Genomic DNA, 21,841 nt, shown 5'->3' on the forward strand with positions numbered 1-21,841 from the left:
ATCGCGTGTAAGATGTGTGTATGTTTTTTGGATAAGAGCTTAAGCCGATGGGAGCATCGGCTTTTTTATGCGCTAAATTTAGTTGGCTAGGAATTCTGAAAACCATTTTCCAGATTTTTTAATCGTTCTTTTCAGTGTTTTAAAATCTATATGAACGAGTCCAAATCTTGGGTAGTAGCCTTCTGCCCATTCAAAGTTATCTGTAAAGGTCCAAACGAAATATCCATGTATATTTAAGCCGTCTTGTTTTGCCTTTAAAACTTGACGTAAATAGCGTTGTAAAAAGCGCACCCGTTCATCGTCAGTAATGTTCTCTCCCTCTAATTTATCTTTGAATGCGGCTCCATTTTCGGTAATGATCAATTTCTTTATCTGGGGATAATTACTAAACTTTTCAATCATATTATAAATGCTAGGGGGATACACTTCCCAATCCATCAACGTGGTTTTTACGTTTCGTTTACTCGCTTTTACGATCTTAGCTCGTATGTAGGGTACCAATAAACTGTATTTAACTTTTTCACGAGTATAGTTCTGAATTCCGATAAAATCAAAATCGAACTTACAATTAATCATGTCGTTCGGTTTAATATAAGGTTGTAGTTTTTTTAGGACAGGAGCTTCTTTTACGGGGTAACCTAACCCAAGTGCTGGCTCAATAAACATACGATTCAATAAGGCGTCTACTTTAACGGCAGTTTTCTTGTCACGATTATTCTCTCTATATGGTGTAATCTGTGAACATGAAAATGTGGTGCCAATATTAGCGTTGGGCACTAGTTTTCGAAGTATTCTACCGCCCTCTGCTTGACAAAGAACAGCATGATGCGCAGCTGGCATAAAATTTTTGAGCCTTTTTTTACCTGGTGCATGTACACCTAAAAAATATCCGGCACCTATAAATACCATAGGTTCGTTCAATACCATCCAATTTTTTACTCGGTCGCCAAATGCATTGGCGCAAACTTTTGTGAATTCTGAAAACCATTGAATTATTGCTCTATTGGTCCACCCGCCTTTTTCTTCTAATGATTGTGGTAGATCCCAATGATATAACGTTACCCACGGCGTAATTTCTTGCGCTAAGCAAAAGTTAATGACATCATTGTAAAATTGTAAACCTATTTCATTTATTGTTCCTGTGCCGTTAGGTAAAACTCTTGCCCATGATATGGAGAAGCGGTAGTTATCAATGTTCATGGATTTCATTAATAGGATATCTTCCTTGTACTTATGGTAGAAGTCACAAGATACTTTTGCATTTTCTCTTTTGCGAATAGCTTTTGGTAAAGCAGTAAATGTATCCCAGATAGATGGTCCTTTGCCGTGAGAATCAAAAGCACCTTCAATTTGATATGCTGCGGTAGAGACTCCCCATGCAAAATTTTCACCAAATTCTGATGCATTGAATAATAGCTCTTTTTGTTTTTTCAATGAAATGGTGGGCTTTTTTAGCAAGTTGCTAAAGATTCTTCTAGAAGTTTTGAAACAATTTTATCTGTAATGTCTGGATAATTTACAGGTATAACGGTATCTGAATTTAGCCAAGCTTTTACTTTGTCAACATGTTTCTTTTTAAGTGATTTTATAATAGGAACTCCCATATCTGCTAAAGCTGCAGCATTACATTGTTGCTCATATTGCCCTTTCATAGGTACAACGAGTAATTTCTTTTGCATGTAAAGACTTTCTGCAGGAGTCTCAAAACCTGCTCCGCATAGAACACCTTTACTAGAAGCCATGCTTTTTACAAAAGCATTATTAGTTATTGGTTTTATATATATGTTTTTATGAAAATATTCATAAGTGTTGTGTTTAGAAAATACTTCCCATTTAACACTTTTTATCCGGCTTAAAAATTTTAATAATTTTTCATCACTGTAGGAGGGAAGGTACACTGTGTAATGGTCACCGTTCGTAATTGGTGCCGACCTAATATCATCTCTGATTATAGGAGTGTAAATATTGTCTTCATAAGATTTAAAATGTAAACCGAATTGCTGACTTGTTGGGGCATAGTTATTTAGTATCCATTTGCCCATTCTATCTTTCTTCTTTGGTTTCGGAGCTCGATCGGATAATACCGCTGCTTGGTGGCTAAAGCTGTAACAGGGTTTGTTCTTTAGTTTACAAGCCCAAGCGGTTACAGGTTCAAAATCGTTTATGACCAAGTCGTAATCTTCTACGGGTATGCTTTTAATTTCTTTCTGTAAACGCAAAGAATTTGCCTTGTAATAAGTTTTCCATACATCTACGCCACCTTTTTTACCAAAGATGAAGCTGAGTCCTTTTAATTGATACTTAACCGGGTAGGGCAACTTAATATCAGCTTGTATGCCGCTAACCAAAATGTCTAACGAAATGTTATGTTTTAAAAGTGCAGGAATTACATCTCTTGCTCTGCTTAAGTGGCCGTTACCGGTTCCTTGTATGGCGTATAGTACTCTCATTTGCTTTGTTGTGTCATTCCACTAATTCTAAACTCTTCTAATAAGCTTTGAAAGAGTTCTGCCTTTTCTAAGACAAATGTTTCTTCTTTAGAATCCTCTTTATGGTCTATGGTCAATTGGTCTTCTAAATAAGAGTAAAGTTTCCATTTGCCTTTATGGTATTCTAAGGCGGTTAAATTTTCTATCCAATCTCCTGAATTTAAGTAGGTGACTTCCCCTTTGTCTGTTTTTATTTTACGTATTTCTGGTTGGTGAATATGTCCGCATATCACGTAATCATATCCATTTTCTATTGCAATATCTGCTGCAATCTGTTCAAAGTCGTTTATAAATTTTACGGCAGATTTAACCCCGTTCTTAATTTTTTTTGACATAGAAATAGGACCCTTGCCCATTTTCTTGCTAATGAAGTTAATTGCCCTATTTAACAAAATTAAAAAGTCATAACCTTTAGCACCTAATTTGGCAACCCATTTAGAATGCTGCATGGTTACATCGAACACATCACCATGAAAAATCCATGCTTTTTTATCTTCTAGTGGAATGACCATCTTATTTACAATGCTTAAAGATCCCATTCTATTGCCAGAAAATTTGCGTAAAAGCTCATCATGGTTCCCTGTTACATAATGAACGGGAATTCCTTTTGCCACCCACTCTAATAAAAGCTTAATAACTTTCATATGAGATTTGGGCCAATAGCGTTTGCTAAACTGCCATATATCTACAATATCACCGTTAAGAATTACTTCTTTTGGCTTTATAGATTTCATATATTTCAATAGTTCTTTGGCGTGGCAACCGTATGTTCCTAAATGAACATCAGAAATGACCACAATATCAACTGGTCTTTTTTTCATATACTGATTGGAGGTTTCTTACTTAATTTTGAAAAAGTAATGAGGGTTACATTGACCTCCAACTTGGCATGCTGTGCAAGATGTAGTTTTGGACAAACGGTCAATGTAATAGATTTCATGTGCTGAAACATATGACCGTAAAGTTTCAAAATATACGGGGATAGATAGGTTACTGCTAACTTATATTTGAGTTACCAGATTGTTATGTACTTGAATTTCAATGGTTAATTGGTTAACTATTTCTTTACCAATCTCACTTTAACAGATTTGCTAATTGGTGTTTTACTACGGTCTGCAAAATGGTTGTAAGGTACAAGTACATTGGTTTCTGGGAAATAAGAAGCCAAATTGCCTGAGGGAATATTATAGGGTACTACCTTGAAATTATGGGCAACTCTAATAGTATCGTCATAAGTACTGGTAATATCTACCACATCTAATTTATTGAGACCTACAGCTTTCATGTCATTAATGTTCATGAAAATTACGCGTCTTGCATTATAAACACCTCTATAGCGATCATCTAAACCGTAAATGGTAGTGTTGAATTGGTCATGAGAACGAATGGTCATTAACATGTATTCGTCTTTTGCTAAACTATGTTCGGGTAGTTTATTGATTGAAAATTGTGCTTTTCCGTTGGGTAGCATGCTAAAATCAAGCTCACGCACGTTGTTTGGTAAATAGTAGCCTGCGCCTACAGAACGCTCTTCTGTCTTGCTAAAACCTTTTGCTACTTGGTCTATTCGCGTTCTAATCAATTCATAGTCATTTCCTAAAGATTTCCAGTTCATAGAATGACCTTCACCAAAATAAGCAAGACCCATATTGGCGATAATCTCAGGTTCGCTCATTATGGTATCTGCTGCGGGCTTAAGTATTCCTTTCGATCTTTTAACACGACCCATACTATTTTCAACTGTAAAATGGCGTGGCTTGCCATCTTTCATATCTTTTTCTGACCTCCCAATAGTTGGTAGAATCAATGCAGTTTTTCCTGTAATTAAATGGGTTCTATTCAGCTTCGTACTTATTTGTACGGTAAGGTCACAATTTTGTAAGCCTTTTGCAGTGTATTCGGTGTCAGATGCCGCCATTAAAAAGTTACCGCCCAAGCACATGAATACTTTGGCATTACCTTCATACATAGCTTTTAATGTACCTACTACATCTACGCCCTCATGATCTGGTGGGGTGAAACCTAAATGTTTTTTTATGCGGGCATTCATGTCTTTATCAACAAAGTGTTGAATGCCAACGCTACGATCGCCTTGTACGTTACTGTGCCCACGAACTGGACAAGTACCTGCATTTGGTTTACCTATGGCACCTTTTAACAAAAGAAGGTTGATGAATTCTCTTATGTTTTCAACTCCATTCTTATGTTGGGTTAGACCCATTGCCCAACACACTATAATTTTAGATTTGTTTGCTAGTAGAGCAACCGTTTCATTGATTTTTTCTTCTGATACGCCCGTTTGTGATAAAAGGTCTTCTGAATTGTAATTTTTTAAATCAGAGATTAAAGATTCATATCCATCTGTATATTTTTCAATAAAAGCATGGTCAAATACATCTTTTGATTGTTTGTCTAGAGCAACTAATTTTTTAAGAATCAGCTTCACTAAAGGAATGTCTTGATTGATGTTGACCGGCAAATGAATATCTGCCATGTCTTCGCCACCACCGATCCATCCACCAAGATGTTGTGGGTTCTTGAAGTTTACTAGCCCAGACTCTTCAAGTGGATTTATACTGATAACCTTACCACCATTCTGCTTGCATTTTTCTAATGCAGATAACATTCTTGGGTGGTTGGTGCCTGGGTTTTGTCCGGCAATTAAAATTACCTCAGCCTCATAAAGGTCCTCTAAAGTTGTTGATCCCTTGCCTATACCCAAAGTTTCGCCCAATGCAACACCACTACTTTCGTGGCACATGTTAGAGCAATCTGGTAAGTTATTGGTGCCTAATGCACGTGCAAACATTCCGTATAAAAAGGCAGCTTCATTACTAGATCTGCCAGAGGTATAAAAAATAGCCTCATCTGGGTTGTTCAATTTTTTTAATTCAGTTGCTATTAAGTCAAAAGCTGCTTGCCATGAAATAGGTTGGTAATGAACACTGCCCGGTTTTAAAACCATTGGTTCTACCAAACGACCAAATTTATTTAATTCGAAGTCGGTTAATTGAGATAGTTGTTCAACTGAATTTTTCTGGAAGAAACTGGCGTCAATTTTGTCAGTGGTAGCTTCATCTCCCAAAGCTTTAGCTCCATTTTCACAATATTCAGCTACGGGTGAAGGATGTTCTGGGTCTGGCCATGCACAACTAGGGCAATCGAAGCCATCTTTTTGATTCATGCTAAGCAAGGTTCGCATAGATCTAAGAACGCCCATCTCCTTAAAAGTATGCTTTAAAGCTTCACGCACACCTAAATATCCTGCGGCATGTGTAATTGGATCTTTTAGTTCAATGTCTAGAAATTCCTCTGAGCCTCTAAAGGAGACCTTACGTTCAGTTTTTGCATCCATACTATAAACTTAGTGATTGTTATAGTAATGGCGGTACTCAATGTTATTAAAAACTATCTTAAAAGATATTAAATACTAAAGAATTTAACTCAATTTAGGGTTTGGGTAATTATCAGATTGATCTTCAATGGTATTATCTAAACAAGTAAAATCTTTCTCAAGTAAAAGGTATAGGTCGTTCCCAGCAGCTGTTTTCATAGTGTGGTCATATGTAATGATGTCATTTGAAAACCATGCTTTACCTATGGCTTCTGGCATTTCTAAAATTATGCTATTGTTATCAAAACTAATATGAAGCTGTTCTATAGTACTCTTTAAAACTACGCCGTAGTTGAATTTTATAGTTCCAAAATTAGTGCTGTCATGTATCTGTCCATTGTCCGATAGAGATTTCACTTCTGTTTGGGTAAGTCTAAACCGAATGGAATCACCTTTTATTCTAATTTTCATAGCTATAAATTGAGTTCACAACAAAAATAGACCATCTGACAACAAAAAATGAGCAGTTGACATCAATTTGTTTTTAATATTTAATGGTACCTGTACATTTACAGTGTTATTAAAAACGAAATAAAATTTTTTCATTTTCATATAGTGTTCTCGTAAAAGAGTCCGGTCTGTTAAGATCGGACTCTTTTTAGTTTAAGCCTTTTTTAAATATAAAAAGACCCATTAAATAGAAATCTAATGGGTCTTTTCGTTTTGTTGTAAAAGTCTTATTTCCAAATAGGAGCAGGGTATTTGCCCGAATCAGATTTTTCTTTTAAACTGTTCATTGCTTTTTCTTTATCACTTGCATACGTAACACCAAACCAATCTCCACCAGAAGGAATACACTTCACTTCAATTTCGTTGGCCTGTAACATTTCTTGTATCATTAAGGGAATGTATAGTTCGCTGTTTGCAATTCGATCTTCATCTTTCAAGAATATTCTGAATTCAGATTCAATTTTATCAAAGATAGATGGTCTACATACCCAAAAGTTCATACTGGCTTGTTCGTCACCGGTAAATTCTAGATTGGTATCTTCATCTACAATGCTGTTCTCTTTTTGTACAAGTTTAAGTCTTTCTTGTACAGAAACTAGGTTGTCGCCATTTACTTCGCAAACACCTCTAGACACTGATCCATGTTCAGATAATGTATCTTTCAACGTATAACCTAAAAGGGCATAGGCGTTGTCGTCAGACTTCATAAAATCAGCCGCTTTTTTATAGGCAGATTGACCATAAAAATCATCGGCATTGATTACTACGAATGGTCCGTCAATTACTTTTCTTGCCGTCCAAACCGCATGAGCTGTACCCCAAGGTTTTTTACGCTCACCAGTGAACGTAACACCGTCAGGTAAATCTGTAAGTTCTTGAGCAAGAACGTTTAATTTTATAGTGCTTGGTATTCTTTTAGAAAGGTGCTCTTCTAAAAAAGATACATTCTCCTTTTTAGTAATAACTACAATTTGATCAAAATTATTCTGAATGGCATCATAAATGGCAAACTCCATTAAAAACTCTCCATTAGGTCCTAAATCATCAAATTGTTTTAGCTTTCCATATCTACTACCGCTACCGGCAGCCATTAAAAGTAATGTCATAATTTTCTGTATTTACGGGTCAAAAATAGCGAATGTGATTAAAATTCGTACAATATATCGGTTTTAACATCTATAAACTTGATGATTAGTTAATCTAGATCGGTAAGTTTTTATAAATTCAAAGTTCATAAACTTTACAACTAAATGGCAACAAGAAGAAATTTTATTAGAAATATATCATTGGCAGGTATGGGACTATTTGCAGTACCTGGTTTTGCCCAAAATAGCTTTAGCGCTGCAGATAAATTAAATGTTGGTTTAATTGGAGTAGGGTTAAGAGGAACCAACCATTTACAAAACTTGTTACTTCGAAAAGATGTCAACGTTACCGCTATTTGTGATGTAGACGAAGAGAGAATAACAATTGCTAAAAAGCATATATCAGATGCAAAAGGAAAGGCTCCAAAAGTGTTTGGTGCAAATGATCATGATTATAAAAATCTATTAGCTTTACAAGAGGTTGATGCCGTAATTATTGCTACACCTTGGTTGTGGCACACGCGCATGACGGTAGATGCTATGGAGGCTGGAAAATATTCTGGTGTAGAAGTTTCTGCTTCTAATACCTTGGAAGAATGTTGGGATCTGGTAAATACCCATGAGCGCACGGGTACGCATATGATGATTTTGGAAAATGTAAATTACCGTAGAGATGTTTTGGCGGTTCTAAATATGGTGAAACAAAACGTATTTGGTGAAATGGTGCATTATAGATGTGGGTATCAGCATGATTTACGCCATGTAAAATTTAATGATGGTAAAACGGCTTATGGAAAGGGTGTGGAATTCGGTGGAAAAGGAATATCCGAATCTAAATGGCGTACCGATCATTCTCTAAAAAGAAATGCCGATGTATACCCAACTCATGGATTAGGACCTATTGCCGTAATGGCAGATGTTAACCGTGGTAATCGTTTTATGTCAATGACTTCTCATGCATCTAAAGGGATAGGGTTGCATAATTATATTGTAAAGGAAGGAGGAGAAGAACACCCTAATGCTAAATTGAAGTTTAAGCAGGGTGATGTCATTACTTCTACCATAGATACCGCAAATGGAGAAACAATTATTATTACACATGATTGTAATCTACCTAGACCTTATTCTTTAGGATTTCGTGCGCAAGGTGCCAACGGACTTTGGGAAGTTGATGGTAGCAGAATTTATGTGGAAGGCAAATCTGAACCTCATCAATGGGATGATGCGCAACCTTGGTTGGATAAGTATGATCACCCACTTTGGAAAAAATATGGTGAGTATGCATTAAACGCAGGTCATGGCGGAATGGACTTTTTTGTACTGAACTCATTTGTGGAATCTGCAAAACAGAACATAGCCCCACCTTTAGATGCTTATGATGCAGCCGCTTGGAGTGCGGTTACGCCGCTTTCAGAAGTTTCGATTGCCAATAATAGTGAGCCTCAAGATTTTCCAGATTTTACTCGAGGCCTTTGGATGAAAAGAAATCCTTATCAGTGGATGAAAGAAATATATTGAGCATAGCTTCAACTAGCCTTTGCTTCGTTTAAGTTTTTTTTGTCTTCGCGGTTAAAATTGTTATTCGCAATTGTAATTTGAGAATCGTCAGTTATTATTTTTTGACCGCGATTTGTACTAATTGACTTTATAATATCCGGAGTAAAAGTGATTGCTAGAATTACTGTGCCAAGTCCAATTAATGTCAACGGATTTATAAAGTAGTCACTAAAAGAAAAGATACCAATAATTAACAATGTAGAAAAAGGCAGCGAACATGCCAAAATATTTAATCCGAAGTTGACATCAAAAGTTGGTTTTGGGTGCTCGTCTTTATCTTCCATTGATTGTATGGCGCTCATGTGGGCAAAAGGCCAGAAGCTACAGGCACTTTGTGGAAATACGACCAATAGTAGAATCATAGCCGGTGTTAATCCCGGTAAAATAAAAGCAAAAACTCCGCTAAGTAAAAATGCTAGACCACTTCTACGTAAAAGCATGGACAAGATTAGTTTAAACTCCCCCGAATTTATTCTAACTGCCATACCTATAAATAGTAGAACTAATGGGGTCATTAAGCTTTTTATACTTAACGCAGTGTTTTGAAAAAAAGAAGGAAGAGAAGAAAGGTTCAATCCAAAACCTAGCATAACCAAGCCCACTACAATGACCATATTTATAGGCTCATTAATCAATGATACTAGTAGACCTTTTAGTTTGCTTTTAGATGATTCTTTTTTCTCTGTAATTGAATTTTTTCGATACCAATGCATGGCTAACATGTACAGTAGTATCAAAACAAATATTTTATTTCCAATATCTGCAAGTGCAGCCAGTGCCAAGGTATCATCACCTAAGTAAGCTACAATAAATGGAAAACATGATAGACCAGGTGCAGTAGATGGCAATAGCATCATCAAGGTCCGTTTTTTACTATTCTCTTCATTGGGTAAAGATGCCGCTAAAAAATATTTACTAGCTAGCAGCATTAACAAATTGAAGGTCAAGGCCATTAATGGGTAGGCCAATAAAGTTCCGTTAAGTTCTATTTTTAGTAGTGCAACAAAGATTGTTGCAGGTAGGGCAACACTTAATATTAAGACTTTAACTCCTTTTAAATCTTGCTTGGCTACCTTCTTTTGTAGAAGTACACCAAGACCTATAATAAGTATTAATTCGAGGGTTTTTTGTAGTGCAAAATTCATTTTTAGAGTGTTTTGGATTAAGTATTAAGATGAATTATGAATAGTCCTTAGGAGTTGAATTTAGATCGTTGTTGTCAAGGCAATTATCTGCATATTCAACTCCTGGACTAATTCAAACTTAAACTAGCACTTTTTCAAGGGCAGTTGTAAACAGCTTCATTTCATCCATAGTACCCATACTTACTCGGCACCAGTTTTTTCCGTAGATTTCAAAAGCTCTTACACCAACACCTTCGGCGGTCATTTTTTCTAAGAAAGGTTTACCGTCCATTTCTATTGGGAATATGATAAAACTTGTAGAAGAAGGCACATATTCGAACCCTAAACGATCAAGGTTTTCATACACATATTCCCTACATTCTTTATTCAATTTTCTAGATTTATCTTTGAAAGCAATATCTTCCATACTTGCCATTGCAGCATATACAGATGGTAAGGATATACCCATACCACCACGTGTAATTTTTTGTATGATGTCTAAAGTTTCCGGTTGTGCAATTACATAACCAACACGTAAGCCTGCCATACCTTGTATTTTAGAGAAAGTACGCGCAATGATTACATTTTTACCTTCGTTGATAAGTGATACCATACTCTTTTTAGCAGCATCGTCTAAAAAGCCTAAATATGCCTCATCAACAAAAATTGGTGTCTTTTCAGATACTCGAGAACAAAAATCGATTAGTTCTGCGTGATCCGTCATACTACCTGTAGGGTTGTTCGGGTTACAGATGTATACCAATTTGGTATCTTCATCTATAGCCGCTTCCATTGCCGCTAAATCGTGAGACCAGTCTTTCTTTAGTGGAATTGGTTTCCAAGTAGCACCGGTAGCTTGAGCTACTTTGATCAAAGACATGTATGCAGGATCTGCAGAAACAATGTTTCCTCCGTTTTGGAAGAATACCATTGCCGTTTTTTCCAATAAATCAGAGGATCCTGGACCCATCATAATATTCTCTTGCTTAACACCTTCTTCTACAGCAATTTTATCCATTAATTGATACAGCTCTTTCCAAGCATATCGGTTTCCTTTTGGTGCATATTCCTGCATTGCAGAAACAGCCATTGGTGATGGACCATAAGGATTTTCGTTTGCATTCAATTTTGCTGCAAGCGCTAAAGGTTCTGTTGGTGCATATGGTAAATACTCTTTAAAAAACGGAGTGTACGGTATGTTTCCTTTTGCATCTAATGCAATAGGTTGAGAGGGAAAAGCACCATAGGTCAAATAAGGTGCTGCCATTACACCTGCCGCCGTGAGTACGCCTTTCTTAAGCCAATCTCTTCTGTTTACATTTGTTTTCATAATGTGCTATGTTTAAGTTAAAAGTTTCTAGTTTGTTTCTACAGGGTCGGCATTGGCGCCAATATTCCCCTCGGCCACTACAGTACTGTCATCTGGACTTAAAGAAATACTTACGTGTGCATCCATTGATTCAATTGAATCGTAGAACGAGGTGTCAGAAATAAGGAAAAACTTATTTGCTGCCAATTCTCCGGTTGATCCATCTACATCATCTAACGAAACTGATACCGAAGTTCCAACGCCAACGGCTCCATCAATAAGTACTGCTGGGTGTAAAGTATCTTCAATAGTATTGTAAAGTGATATTTGTACCAAGGTTTGCTCCAAGTCAGTTTTCCAGAATACGATTCTTCCAAAAACATTGGATCCCATTGGGTCTGTAGAATCTATGGTATAGGCTGTAAAAGTGTCTAAGGTGCCACCACCTTCGGCTACCTCTTGAGCTGAATCTAGCCGTTCTAAATCGCACGACCCAAATGTTATTAAGATTATAGTTAATACACTTAACTTTTTTATATATGTCTTTATCATTTTCTTAATTTTTAATATTAAACATCAATTAGAAGCTTAGTGTAGCCCTTACTGAATAAAAAGCCCCTAGAGATCCTTGTTGTGCATTACCGTATAGGTAAAAACCTCTTTCTTCTGATCGGTATAAATCGGGATAATTATTGAAAATATTTTGTCCGGTAAGGGTAAAGGCCAAGTTCTCAGATGCCTTATATGTAATTCCTAAATCAGAGGTAACCTGAGCAGAAAATGTTTGATCAGAATAACCCTGTTCTCCAACATTTGGAAAGTTTGCATCGGTCAAAGTGCCAATTCCGTCATCTATTCTGGCGATTTCCCCAAAATAGTTACCTCTTAACATTCCAGACCATTTTCCTATGCTGTAGGTTGCGGAAGCAATAAATTGCGTATTTGGAACACCTTGCTCATAGGCACCTATTACGGCACGGTCAATATAAAGATCTTCAAGTTCTTGATCGGTCAAATCCGTATTCAAGTCGGGAACGTTTGCACCTTCAAAGGTTCTGTCTGATAGCAATCCGGATACGTTTAGATTCAACATTCCTTCACCAACTTTTTCACTATAGTTAGCTACTATTTCTATACCTTTTGTACTAATATCACCACCGTTGATTCTAAAACTTGCCAAACCAGCACCTATAAGTGGTTCTAAAGCTGGGGCATCATCTGCGCTGAAGTTTCCAGTACTGAACAAGCGGTCTTTAATATCGATTTGAAAGGCATCAATACTAAGGTCTAACTTATTAAAAAGTTTTGCTGTAATACCTAAACCAATGTTGGTTGATCTTTCTTCCTGTAATTGTTGAATACCAATAGTTTTTGCGACCTGACTGCTATTTGGGTAAAGTGTTCCGTCAAACGGTTCTAGATCTACAAAAAAGGTAAACGTATGTGAGTAATTCAATTCTTGTAATGATGGTGCTCTAAAGCCATTACTTATCGATCCTCTAACTGATAAATTATCTGTAATAGAATAACGAGTAGCAAATTTTCCGGTAAAAACCCCGCCAAAATCTGAGTATTGTTCTGTACGTAACGCACCACTAACAAACCATTTGTCTGTAACATCTAATTCTAAGTCTAAATAAAGTCCAGTAACAGAGCGAAACTCATTTGCCTCGTTCTCAGGGGCAAAACCTCTAAAACATTGACAATTTGGACTGTATTGTAGTACAGGATAAGAGCTCACACCGCCATAAGGTAGTACAAGAGCATCTCCATTAGCATCAACAATTGGACTGCCGTCCAAACCTTCTAAAGGAAAACCATCTGGTCCAATAAGTTGTTGATTGTCTTCTGTTGCGGTAATAACACCTGCATCGCCTGCAGCGTAACTTTCTTCTTGTCCTCTTTCTATAATATAGTTTTCAATTCTAAATTCTCCTCCAATAGCTATGTTAAGGCCAGATAAGAAATCTGGATAGTATCTAGAAAGGTCAAAATTGGTTGTGTTCTGTGTAAATTTGTGCGTACCCAAATCCATTTCTGTTGGTGAAGCGGATTGTAAACTGGCGTTAAACGTATTAAATTGTCCAAGTCTTTGAGTATTGGTGCCAAAGGTATTGCTAAAATCAAAGTCCCATTCACCAACTTTTCCTTTAATACCACCTGTAAAAGCCAAATTGGTTTGGTCATTAGTCATTTGTGGTCTAAAACCGTTAGGATATAGGTCATAATTGAAACGATCGGTTTGTGCTGATCTTCTATAAAAACATCCAAATAGTTGACCGGATTTATACCCGAAATCACCAAAGGAATAAAAGCTGCTTTCAGATGTTTCGGAAAGTGGTATTTCTAAATCATAAGAAACTACACCCAATACACTCGGTGATAAACCTGCAAAGGTGGATATGTCTCTCGCAGTAAGGCCACGTGCGGCAAGTAGACCCGCATCTGTCTGTAATTCTGCGGCAAGTGCAGCATCTCCAGCTGTTTGTGCTGCCAATAATTCTGGATTGGTTATTATAGGGTTACCCTGTGCATCTGTTCGTTCGTTATTTAAATAAGAGTCGCCATAAGGTGTAGCGCCGCTAATGTTTGGGCGAATTGCGGCTTCATTTTGACGATAGGTTCCTGCAACGTTAAGATATCCTCCGTTTTCAAAAGAGGTTCCGTAATTGATTCCAAGTTGATGTGTTATGCCATCTACTCCGTCCGTATCGTTAAGCAAATCTTGGTCAGATTCACTGATATTGGAATCACTGATATCTGGATTGGAATTGGTATAAAAACCAGCAGTGTAGTTTGCTGTGAATTTGTCTGTACCTTTTCTGGTAACTATATTGATTACCCCTGCAATAGCGTCAGAACCATATTGTGCTGAGGCACCGTCCCGTAGAACTTCCACACGGTCTATAGCATCCAAGGAAATGAAATCCATATCAACTGAATTTGCAGATCCCCCCGTTGCGGAACTTATCAACTGTGCTCCACTATGGCGTCTTTTACCATTTACTAAAACCAATAATTGATTGGGACCCAAGCCTCTTAAAGAAGGAGGTGTAACCGAAGCACTAAGGTCGCCACCCTGTGATCTAACGGCGGTAAACGATGGTGCGGAAGCAACAAGTAATTGACCAACATCCAATTGTGGCATGTTAATGGCTTGTTTGCTCACGCTTATAACATCTACAGGAGCTGCGGTCTGTAATTTTGTTCTTGCTTGTCCTCTAGAACCTACAACAACTGTTTCTGTTAATTGTTCTGCAGATTCTTCAAGAATAGCATTAATTGTAGTTTTACTATTTACTGGTATTTCTAATTTTGCATACCCTATAAAAGAATATACAAGTATGGCATCGCTAGATGCCGTGATGGAGTAGAGACCATCAAAATCTGTAATGACCCCTTTAGTGGTTCCTTTGACCATTACGTTTACACCGGGTAAAGGTCCTTGTGTGTCAGAGACTTTACCGTTAATGGTGATTTCTTGTGCTTGTACCAACATAGTGAATAAGGACAAGACAGTTAAAAATAGAATTTTCTTCATAATCATGTGAGTTTAGTTGTTTCTCAATGATGTATTTACCTAACTAGTTATCCTTTGGTTTAGAAGGACAACTATAGGGGGAATACATTATGCGTAAAAGAAAAGTTCCGGACACTTTACAGGTCATATAATCATGTTATTAAGTGATAGTATGACTTGAACAATATTATAAATTGTTCTACGGATAAAAAAATACACTATTTTTTTAAGTGCCTGCTTTTTAAAGTATTATGAAGGATAATATTGAATTATTGATAGTTTTTTCAGTAAAAATTATCAATAATTTAGATTTTTTAAAATTTGAAAATGAAAATGTAACAATATGATATTACGAGCTAAAAAAGTGCTTTTTATGTAATTAATAATTTGATTAGGAGAAAATCAATAATAACGTATTAATTGGCTATTTTATTGTCATATTTAAACTAAAAATTAGATAAGTATAAATTAAATTTGTTAAAAAGGGTCAAATACCTACAATTGTTCAATAAATATTCAGCTTTTATTGAAATAGCCATTTAAACCAACTATACAGATGAGAAACAAATTAGACCAAGTTGATTTCAATATTTTAAACATTTTAGCAGAAAATGCACAGACCCCCTATACAGATGTAGCGAAGAAATTGATCGTTTCTCCTGGTACAGTTCATATGCGAATGCGAAAAATGAGGGAAATGGGTTTGATCACAGGAGCAACCCTTAGTTTAGACTATGCAAAGATGGGGTGGAAGATGACTATTTTTTTAGGTATTTTCTTAAGTGAAATTAGCCTATTTAAAAAGGTAATGGCACGGTTGAATGAGATTGAGGAAGTGGTCAAAATACACCACGTAACCGGAAAATACGATGTTTTTATAAAGATGCATGCAAGAGATAGTTTTCACTACAAACAAGTATATCAAGATGAAATTCTTAGTATTTCTGGTATACGCGGTATAGAATCTTTTATTTCTATTGAAGAGAACTTAGAACGCCACATTCAATTCGTAGAAGTAGAAGAAGATTAATTACATTAGTTTCATTTCTTTTGGATTCCAATGAACCGGCTGTTTTCTTGAATAGCTTTCGTTTGCCAAAAGAGCCGCACCTGCTGCTCTTAATCCAAATTTTGGGTCTTGAATTACTTTTTCGTTGTTTCTAATGCTGTTGAAAAAGTTATAGAAATGATCATAGTGCGCTCCTTTATAATCTCTTGGTGCTTGCCAAGTAGTTGATCCCGTAGCTAAACTACTGGCTCTAGTATTTAATTCTTTTGACGCGTATTCTTTTCTAATCTGCGCTTGCATATCTTCTGTAAATGATATCATAGAGTATCCGCTAGGTTCCATACTTAATTTAGAACGGTTTACGGTAACCGAATTTTGGCCTACTTCCATTTCTCCTTCAGTACCTATTAATTTAAATCCGCCACCACCGCCACTACCAGCAATGAAATTAATGCGAAATGCGGCATTAAAAGGTGCGTGTGTTTCGGTCTTTGGATAATCATATAGTGTTATAGAAACATCTGGTACGTCTCTACCATCTTTCCAATAACGCAGTCCACCTGTTGCCAAAGCTCTATTAGGTCCGTCTGAGCTAATGACATAATTTAAAGTTGAAAATGCATGAACAAATAAATCGCCGGCAACACCGGTTCCATAATCTTTATAGTTTCTCCATCTAAAAAATCTATTGTTATCATAAGGTACTTTTGGAGCCTTGCCCAAGAATGTATCAAAATCTACGGTTTTTTCACTAGCATCGGTTGGTACAGGATATTGCCAAGCGCCTTCTGCAGAATAACGGTCATTATACATATCTAACATAACAATATCACCAATAGCACCATCTTCATAAAGTTCCTTTGCTTTTTCATTACCAAGGGATGCCATACCCTGACTACCAATTTGACAGATTTTGCCAGAAGCTTGTTGTGCTTTTATGATTTCTTGTCCCTCATTGAAATTTTGGACCATTGGTTTTTCGCAATACACATGCTTGCCTGCTTTTAGAGCGGCAACGGTTATCGTTTGGTGCCAGTGATCGGAAGTAGCAATTAAAACAGCATCAATATCTTTTCTGTTTAAAATTTCGCGGTAATCTCTTGTTAGAAAAATATCATTGCCCCAGAGTTCTTTAGCGCGTTCTAATCTACCGGTATATAGATCACATGCGGCAACGATTTTTACACCCGTTACCTGTAGGGCTGCTTGCGTATCATAAATACCTTGTATGCCCGTGCCTATTAAGGCAATGTTTATTTGTTCATTTACTCCAAATTCCTTTGTAGAATATATTCTTTGTAAAAGTTGAGGCTGATTTGTAGTTGCCGATATTATAAATGGTGCAGTACTTAATGCGGCTGAGGTTAGCGAAGCCCGTTTTATAAACGACCTTCTTGAATTTTTTTGACTCATGAGTTGTTATGCGTTGAAATTAGTTGTTGTTGTTGTTGTTGTTGTTGTAAGCTATTAAAAATACCAAATAATTACGGGCTGTAGTGCATGCCAATACAGCATATTCTTAGTTTTTTATAAGTCTAGGCTAAGTGTTTTAGGGTCATTCACCTGAGTAATTGACCAATTGGCAACATTTATGATTTAAATGGCATTAAATTTTTCTAGAACAACGTAATTTTGCATTCGCTTAAAAAAGAGATTTGTTGAAAGATATACTTATAGCCGCACTTTGGAGTATCTCCCCTTTAGGAGAGGCTAAAGTTGGTATTCCTTATGGTCTACTACAAGGTGGTAATATTTATGTGGTATTCATTGTTTGTTTCTTGGCCAATGTTCTTGTTTTTCCTATAATGATGTTTTTTTTAAACACCGTTAATAGGTATTTACTTAGGTGGCATTTTTATAAAAAGAATGCATTGTTTGTTGCAAGAAGGGCAAAAACAGGTTCTGGAGATCAAATTAAGAAGTATGGTTTTTATGGACTCATATTTTTTGTAATGTTACCTGTGCCAGGTACTGGTGTTTATGCAGGTAGTATTGCTAGTTACTTATTTAAAATTGAAAGAAAGAAAGCCTTTTTGGCGAACACCATAGGTATATTTTTATCTTCTTTAATAGTTTGGGCAACTACTTTGTTGACCATGAAGGGAATGGCATAATTTTTAAAATCCAAGATTTTTTATCCATTTTTTTTGTGAATAACTATAGCCAATTTTAATTTCATTAAAAGACTTACCCTTTTAAATTTGTAGCTTTTTGAAGCTATGGATACCCTAAAAATTGGAGATAAATTATATAATGTTGAACAAAACGGGTTCAACGATTTTGCACGATATTCATTCTCTGAAGTAGTACGACTTACCGAAACCCTAGCTGTTTTAAAAAATGGAGTTAGGCTCATTAATAGACCCAAACAGTCATACATTATGGAAGATGTGGGTTATTCAGTTAATAGAAATAAAGGTTCTCATTGGCATATTGTTTCTTTAAAAGCGATACGAAATGCCCAAATTGAAAATCAAAAAATTAAGATTCATGATTGGTTTGAAGAAAAACAATTTACTTTAAAAGAGAAACAATATATCTATAAGTTGTTCAAAGCTGATGAAGAACGATAATATTCAAAAGTAGTATAGTTGTTACAAGAAATGAACAGACCGTTTTTTAATTAAAAAACTCTTACTACCTTTACGGCGTTGTGTTGTGTCTCAAAGAAATTTGAGGCAATTGTGTTTATCGAATTTAATCGATAGAACCCAATGAAAGGCTTTCCATTAAGGGAGGCTTTTTTTGTTTAGACCAATTATATTTTGTGAATTACATAGTGTATTAATGAAGCTGCTAGTCTTGCAGTTTGATCATCAATATCATACTTAGGATTTAGCTCTACCACATCTAATCCTACTAATTTTCCTGACTCTATAATCAGTTTCAAGCTTTCAATTACAATATCTGGAGAAAAACCCATTGGTGAAGGAGCACTTACTCCTGGTGCATATGCGGAGGAAAACCCGTCTAAATCTATTGTAGTGTATACATAATCTACATCCTCAAGAAATTGAATAATCCTTAACTGAACATGTTCTAGGTAGTTCATGTTATAATACTGCTGATAAAGGTAGTTGACTTTATGTAGTTCTGCGAATTCAAATAAATTTTTGGTGTTGGCATCTTTTCGAATGCCCAAGGCCATATATTTCATTGATTGACCTTTTTTGTTATGGTCTATTGCAATTTGATAAAATGGAGTGCCAGAATTATTACCGTTTGTATTTGACCTTAAATCAAAATGGGCATCAAAATTTATAATTCCTATTTTTTCTTTAGGTTTTATATGTTGAAGTAATCCGTTATAATGGGCATAGGCTAAATCATGGCTGCCTCCAATTAAAATTGGAGTTGTTCTATGTTTTATCAAATGACTTACTGCATTGGTGCACTCTTTCTCCAGCTCTTCTAGGTTTTGATTATTACATTCTAAATTTCCGAAATCTAGTAATTGAGTGCCGTCATCTAAATGATTGGGCATTTTTCCCAACTGCCTGCGTATAGCATCCGGACCCATTGACGAACCAACTCTGCCAAGATTTCTCCTAACTCCTTCATCGCTACTATAACCTAATAGCGCTATAGTAGTATTAGTGGTAGCAGGAAAAGGTTCGTTGAGGTTAGTAAAAGCTACTTTTTCATGAAGATAGAGTTGCTTGTCAGATGTTCTGCCAAACCAATTATCGGTATTCGCTAACTTATAAATGGACATATAATGCTGTTTTTCGGAATTAAAAAATTATAAACTACCTGAAAATCGAAGTAATTTATAATTCTAGAAAAAGTGTTTTAGTAAAACGAAAAAGTAATACTAATCTTACTTTTTAATATGTTAAATATGAAGGAATAGCTTTGAGTTACCTTGGTTGTTGACCTTAATCTTTAAAATAGGTTTTCTAGATGCTTATCTGCTACCAAAGTAGGGAAAGTTATTTTTAGAGTTTTTGTACGTTCCATTTCACGCTTTAAGGCAAACATAGCCTCTTTATTTCTAGCCCAGCTACGTCTAGCTATTCCGTTATTTACATCGTAGAAAAGCATATTCTTCAATTTACGTGCTGCATCTTCAGAACCATCTAATACCATACCAAAGCCCCCGTTAGTGACCTCTCCCCAGCCAACACCGCCACCGTTGTGTATAGATACCCAAGTTGCGCCCCTAAAACTATCGCCTATAACATTGTGTATAGCCATGTCTGCGGTGAATTTACTACCGTCATAAATATTGCTTGTTTCTCGGTATGGCGAATCTGTTCCGCTAACATCATGGTGGTCTCTGCCTAATATAATGGCATCGCTTAATACTCTATTTTCGATAGCCTCATTGAATGCCAGTGCTATTTTTGCTCTGCCTTCAGCATCGGCATATAAAATTCGTGCTTTTGAACCTACTACCAATCTATTTTGTTTGGCTTCAGATATCCATTTAATATTATCCGCTAGTTGTTGCTGAATTTCTGCCGGAGCATCTTTTTTTATTTCCTTTAGAACACGTAATGCAATCGCATCGGTCTTTTGTAAATCTTCTATTTTTCCTGAAGCGCATACCCAGCGGAAAGGTCCAAATCCGTAATCAAAACACATTGGGCCTAATATATCTTGAACATAAGACGGGTATTTAAAATCTATTTTGTTCTCTGCCATAACATCCGCTCCGGCTCTTGAGGCTTCTAATAGAAAAGCGTTTCCGTAATCAAAGAAATAGGTTCCTTTTGCTGTATGCTGGTTAATGGCTTTAGCATGTCTGCGTAATGATTCTTGAACTTTTGTTTTAAAAGTATTGGGATCTTGATTCATCATTTCGTTGGATTGCTCAAAAGATAACCCGACAGGATAATAACCACCTGCCCACGGATTATGCAAAGAGGTTTGGTCAGAGCCTAAATGAATGAATAATCCTTCTTCGTAAAATCGTTCCCATACATCTACCACATTGCCAATAAAGGCAAGAGAAACGATTTGTTTTTTAGAGATGGCTTCCTTTGTTCTTGAAACTAAAACATCTAAAACATCAATAAGTTCATCTACCCAACCTTGTTGATGTCTTTTTTCTGCCGCAAGTGGATTCACTTCTGCGCAGATAGTAATGCATCCGGCAATGTTTCCGGCTTTTGCCTGTGCGCCGCTCATTCCACCTAATCCGGCAGTTAAGAATATTTTCCCAGCGGGATTTTCACCCACTTTCAATACTTTTCTAAAGGCATTCATTACCGTAATAGCAGTGCCATGAACAATGCCTTGCGGACCAATATACATATATGAACCCGCAGTCATTTGACCGTATTGCGTTACACCAAGCGCATTGTATTTTTCCCAATCGTTTTGTTTGGAGTAATTGGGAATCATCATTCCATTAGTTACCACAATTCTTGGTGCTTCTTTCGATGAGGGAAATAAACCCATGGGGTGACCGGAATAGATATGTAACGTCTGCTCATTGGTCATTTCAGACAAATACTGCATGGTCAATAGATACTGCGCCCAATTTTGAAATACAGCACCATTACCGCCGTAGGTAATGAGTTCTTGAGGGTGCTGCGCTACGGCTGGATCTAGATTGTTCTGAATCATGAGCATGATTGCTGCAGCGTGACTCGTTTGTGCTGGATAATCTGAAATAGCTCTTGCATGCATCTCATAAGAGGGTTGAAAACGATACATATAGATTCTGCCATAGGTTTGTAATTCCTCAGCAAATTCAGAAGCCAAAAGCGCATGCCAGTCCGCCGGAAAGTAGCGCAACGCATTTCTAATAGCCAATAACTTCTCTTCTTTAGTAAGTATTTGCTTTCGGTTTGGCGCGTGACTAATCGCTGAAGAACGCTCCTTTTTTGGAGGTAATTCAGTAGGTATTCCCATCTGTAACTGTGCTTTAAAATCCATCTTAAATATTTTAAATTT

Annotated in this window: 17 protein-coding genes; 4 read left to right on the forward strand and 13 right to left on the reverse strand. The window is 36.5% G+C overall.

The genetic code is table 11. The features are described 5' to 3' along the window. Positions 1-78: 78 nt before the first annotated feature. The 6 genes from PXD56_RS02930 to PXD56_RS02955 all read right to left on the reverse strand — a co-directional run bounded on the left by PXD56_RS02930 (position 79) and on the right by PXD56_RS02955 (position 7,439). On the reverse strand, positions 79-1,434 hold the full coding sequence (locus PXD56_RS02930; protein ID WP_276491864.1) for a GH1 family beta-glucosidase: 1,356 nt from the start codon (positions 1,432-1,434) through the stop codon (positions 79-81). A gap of 17 nt (positions 1,435-1,451) precedes the next feature. Then, complete coding sequence (locus PXD56_RS02935; RefSeq protein WP_276491865.1) at positions 1,452-2,450, reverse strand: glycosyltransferase family protein; 999 nt, start codon at positions 2,448-2,450, stop codon at positions 1,452-1,454. Next, a complete protein-coding gene (locus PXD56_RS02940; protein ID WP_276491866.1) occupies positions 2,447-3,310 on the reverse strand; it encodes a UDP-2,3-diacylglucosamine diphosphatase in 864 nt (287 codons plus the stop codon). Before PXD56_RS02940 ends, PXD56_RS02935 begins: the two co-directional genes overlap by 4 nt. A gap of 236 nt (positions 3,311-3,546) precedes the next feature. Further along, the gene (locus PXD56_RS02945) at positions 3,547-5,844 is read right to left on the reverse strand and encodes an FdhF/YdeP family oxidoreductase (protein ID WP_276491867.1); all 2,298 of its coding nucleotides are present in this window, start codon (positions 5,842-5,844) and stop codon (positions 3,547-3,549) included. Positions 5,845-5,928: 84 nt separating this feature from the next. Next, a complete protein-coding gene (locus tag PXD56_RS02950; RefSeq protein WP_276491868.1) occupies positions 5,929-6,294 on the reverse strand; it encodes a DUF7009 family protein in 366 nt (121 codons plus the stop codon). Positions 6,295-6,560: 266 nt separating this feature from the next. Then, positions 6,561-7,439 (reverse strand): nucleotidyltransferase family protein, encoded by an 879-nt coding sequence (locus PXD56_RS02955; RefSeq protein WP_276491869.1) that lies wholly within the window; start codon positions 7,437-7,439, stop codon positions 6,561-6,563. Between the two features lie 144 nt (positions 7,440-7,583). Here PXD56_RS02955 and PXD56_RS02960 point away from each other — a divergent pair, with 144 nt between their 5' ends. Further along, positions 7,584-8,936, forward strand: coding sequence for a Gfo/Idh/MocA family protein (locus PXD56_RS02960; protein ID WP_276491870.1), 1,353 nt, complete (start codon positions 7,584-7,586; stop codon positions 8,934-8,936). 8 nt (positions 8,937-8,944) lie between these two features. On the opposite strand, the gene PXD56_RS02965 is transcribed toward PXD56_RS02960, so the two are convergent. The 4 genes from PXD56_RS02965 to PXD56_RS02980 all read right to left on the reverse strand — a co-directional run bounded on the left by PXD56_RS02965 (position 8,945) and on the right by PXD56_RS02980 (position 14,949). After that, positions 8,945-10,120, reverse strand: coding sequence for an AEC family transporter (locus PXD56_RS02965; RefSeq protein WP_276491871.1), 1,176 nt, complete (start codon positions 10,118-10,120; stop codon positions 8,945-8,947). Between the two features lie 118 nt (positions 10,121-10,238). Further along, complete coding sequence (locus PXD56_RS02970; protein WP_276491872.1) at positions 10,239-11,429, reverse strand: pyridoxal phosphate-dependent aminotransferase; 1,191 nt, start codon at positions 11,427-11,429, stop codon at positions 10,239-10,241. 27 nt (positions 11,430-11,456) lie between these two features. Beyond that, positions 11,457-11,960 (reverse strand): hypothetical protein, encoded by a 504-nt coding sequence (locus PXD56_RS02975; RefSeq protein ID WP_276491873.1) that lies wholly within the window; start codon positions 11,958-11,960, stop codon positions 11,457-11,459. 28 nt (positions 11,961-11,988) lie between these two features. Further along, positions 11,989-14,949: a TonB-dependent receptor gene (locus tag PXD56_RS02980; RefSeq protein ID WP_276491874.1), complete on the reverse strand. Its 2,961-nt coding sequence runs from the start codon at positions 14,947-14,949 to the stop codon at positions 11,989-11,991. A 535-nt stretch (positions 14,950-15,484) separates the two neighbouring features. Between PXD56_RS02980 and PXD56_RS02985 the strand changes: the two genes are divergently transcribed. Continuing rightward, positions 15,485-15,958, forward strand: a complete 474-nt coding sequence (locus PXD56_RS02985; RefSeq protein WP_036151696.1) for an Lrp/AsnC family transcriptional regulator — start codon at positions 15,485-15,487, stop codon at positions 15,956-15,958. Here PXD56_RS02985 and PXD56_RS02990 read toward each other — a convergent pair whose 3' ends face one another. Beyond that, entirely contained in the window at positions 15,959-17,350 is a 1,392-nt protein-coding gene (locus PXD56_RS02990) for a Gfo/Idh/MocA family protein (protein WP_276491875.1), read from the reverse strand. Between the two features lie 242 nt (positions 17,351-17,592). Between PXD56_RS02990 and PXD56_RS02995 the strand changes: the two genes are divergently transcribed. After that, complete coding sequence (locus PXD56_RS02995; RefSeq protein WP_276491876.1) at positions 17,593-18,051, forward strand: COG2426 family protein; 459 nt, start codon at positions 17,593-17,595, stop codon at positions 18,049-18,051. Between the two features lie 105 nt (positions 18,052-18,156). Next, positions 18,157-18,510 (forward strand): pyruvate kinase, encoded by a 354-nt coding sequence (locus PXD56_RS03000; protein WP_276491877.1) that lies wholly within the window; start codon positions 18,157-18,159, stop codon positions 18,508-18,510. A 185-nt stretch (positions 18,511-18,695) separates the two neighbouring features. On the opposite strand, the gene hutG is transcribed toward PXD56_RS03000, so the two are convergent. Both hutG and PXD56_RS03010 read right to left on the reverse strand, forming a co-directional pair. After that, entirely contained in the window at positions 18,696-19,652 is a 957-nt protein-coding gene (hutG, locus tag PXD56_RS03005; RefSeq protein ID WP_276491878.1) for a formimidoylglutamase, read from the reverse strand. A 170-nt stretch (positions 19,653-19,822) separates the two neighbouring features. Next, the gene (locus tag PXD56_RS03010) at positions 19,823-21,823 is read right to left on the reverse strand and encodes a urocanate hydratase (protein WP_276491879.1); all 2,001 of its coding nucleotides are present in this window, start codon (positions 21,821-21,823) and stop codon (positions 19,823-19,825) included. Positions 21,824-21,841 lie beyond the last annotated feature (18 nt).

The organism is Maribacter zhoushanensis (genome assembly GCF_029350975.1).
In the GTDB taxonomy this organism is placed as follows: Bacteria; Bacteroidota; Bacteroidia; order Flavobacteriales; family Flavobacteriaceae; genus Maribacter; species Maribacter zhoushanensis.

Excerpts from the sequence above, each read along its gene's own strand:
- PXD56_RS02955 (WP_276491869.1), bottom strand. The coding sequence starts at position 7,439 with ATGACATTACTTTTAATGGCTGCCGGTAGCGGTAGTAGATATGGAAAG.
- PXD56_RS02975 (WP_276491873.1), bottom strand. The coding sequence starts at position 11,960 with ATGATAAAGACATATATAAAAAAGTTAAGTGTATTAACTATAATCTTA.
- PXD56_RS02935 (WP_276491865.1), bottom strand. The coding sequence starts at position 2,450 with ATGAGAGTACTATACGCCATACAAGGAACCGGTAACGGCCACTTAAGC.
- PXD56_RS02940 (WP_276491866.1), bottom strand. The coding sequence starts at position 3,310 with ATGAAAAAAAGACCAGTTGATATTGTGGTCATTTCTGATGTTCATTTA.
- PXD56_RS02945 (WP_276491867.1), bottom strand. The coding sequence starts at position 5,844 with ATGGATGCAAAAACTGAACGTAAGGTCTCCTTTAGAGGCTCAGAGGAA.
- PXD56_RS02985 (WP_036151696.1), top strand. The coding sequence starts at position 15,485 with ATGAGAAACAAATTAGACCAAGTTGATTTCAATATTTTAAACATTTTA.
- PXD56_RS02965 (WP_276491871.1), bottom strand. The coding sequence starts at position 10,120 with ATGAATTTTGCACTACAAAAAACCCTCGAATTAATACTTATTATAGGT.
- PXD56_RS03010 (WP_276491879.1), bottom strand. The coding sequence starts at position 21,823 with ATGGATTTTAAAGCACAGTTACAGATGGGAATACCTACTGAATTACCT.
- PXD56_RS02990 (WP_276491875.1), bottom strand. The coding sequence starts at position 17,350 with ATGAGTCAAAAAAATTCAAGAAGGTCGTTTATAAAACGGGCTTCGCTA.
- PXD56_RS02950 (WP_276491868.1), bottom strand. The coding sequence starts at position 6,294 with ATGAAAATTAGAATAAAAGGTGATTCCATTCGGTTTAGACTTACCCAA.
- PXD56_RS02960 (WP_276491870.1), top strand. The coding sequence starts at position 7,584 with ATGGCAACAAGAAGAAATTTTATTAGAAATATATCATTGGCAGGTATG.
- PXD56_RS03000 (WP_276491877.1), top strand. The coding sequence starts at position 18,157 with ATGGATACCCTAAAAATTGGAGATAAATTATATAATGTTGAACAAAAC.
- PXD56_RS02970 (WP_276491872.1), bottom strand. The coding sequence starts at position 11,429 with ATGAAAACAAATGTAAACAGAAGAGATTGGCTTAAGAAAGGCGTACTC.
- hutG (WP_276491878.1), bottom strand. The coding sequence starts at position 19,652 with ATGTCCATTTATAAGTTAGCGAATACCGATAATTGGTTTGGCAGAACA.
- PXD56_RS02980 (WP_276491874.1), bottom strand. The coding sequence starts at position 14,949 with ATGAAGAAAATTCTATTTTTAACTGTCTTGTCCTTATTCACTATGTTG.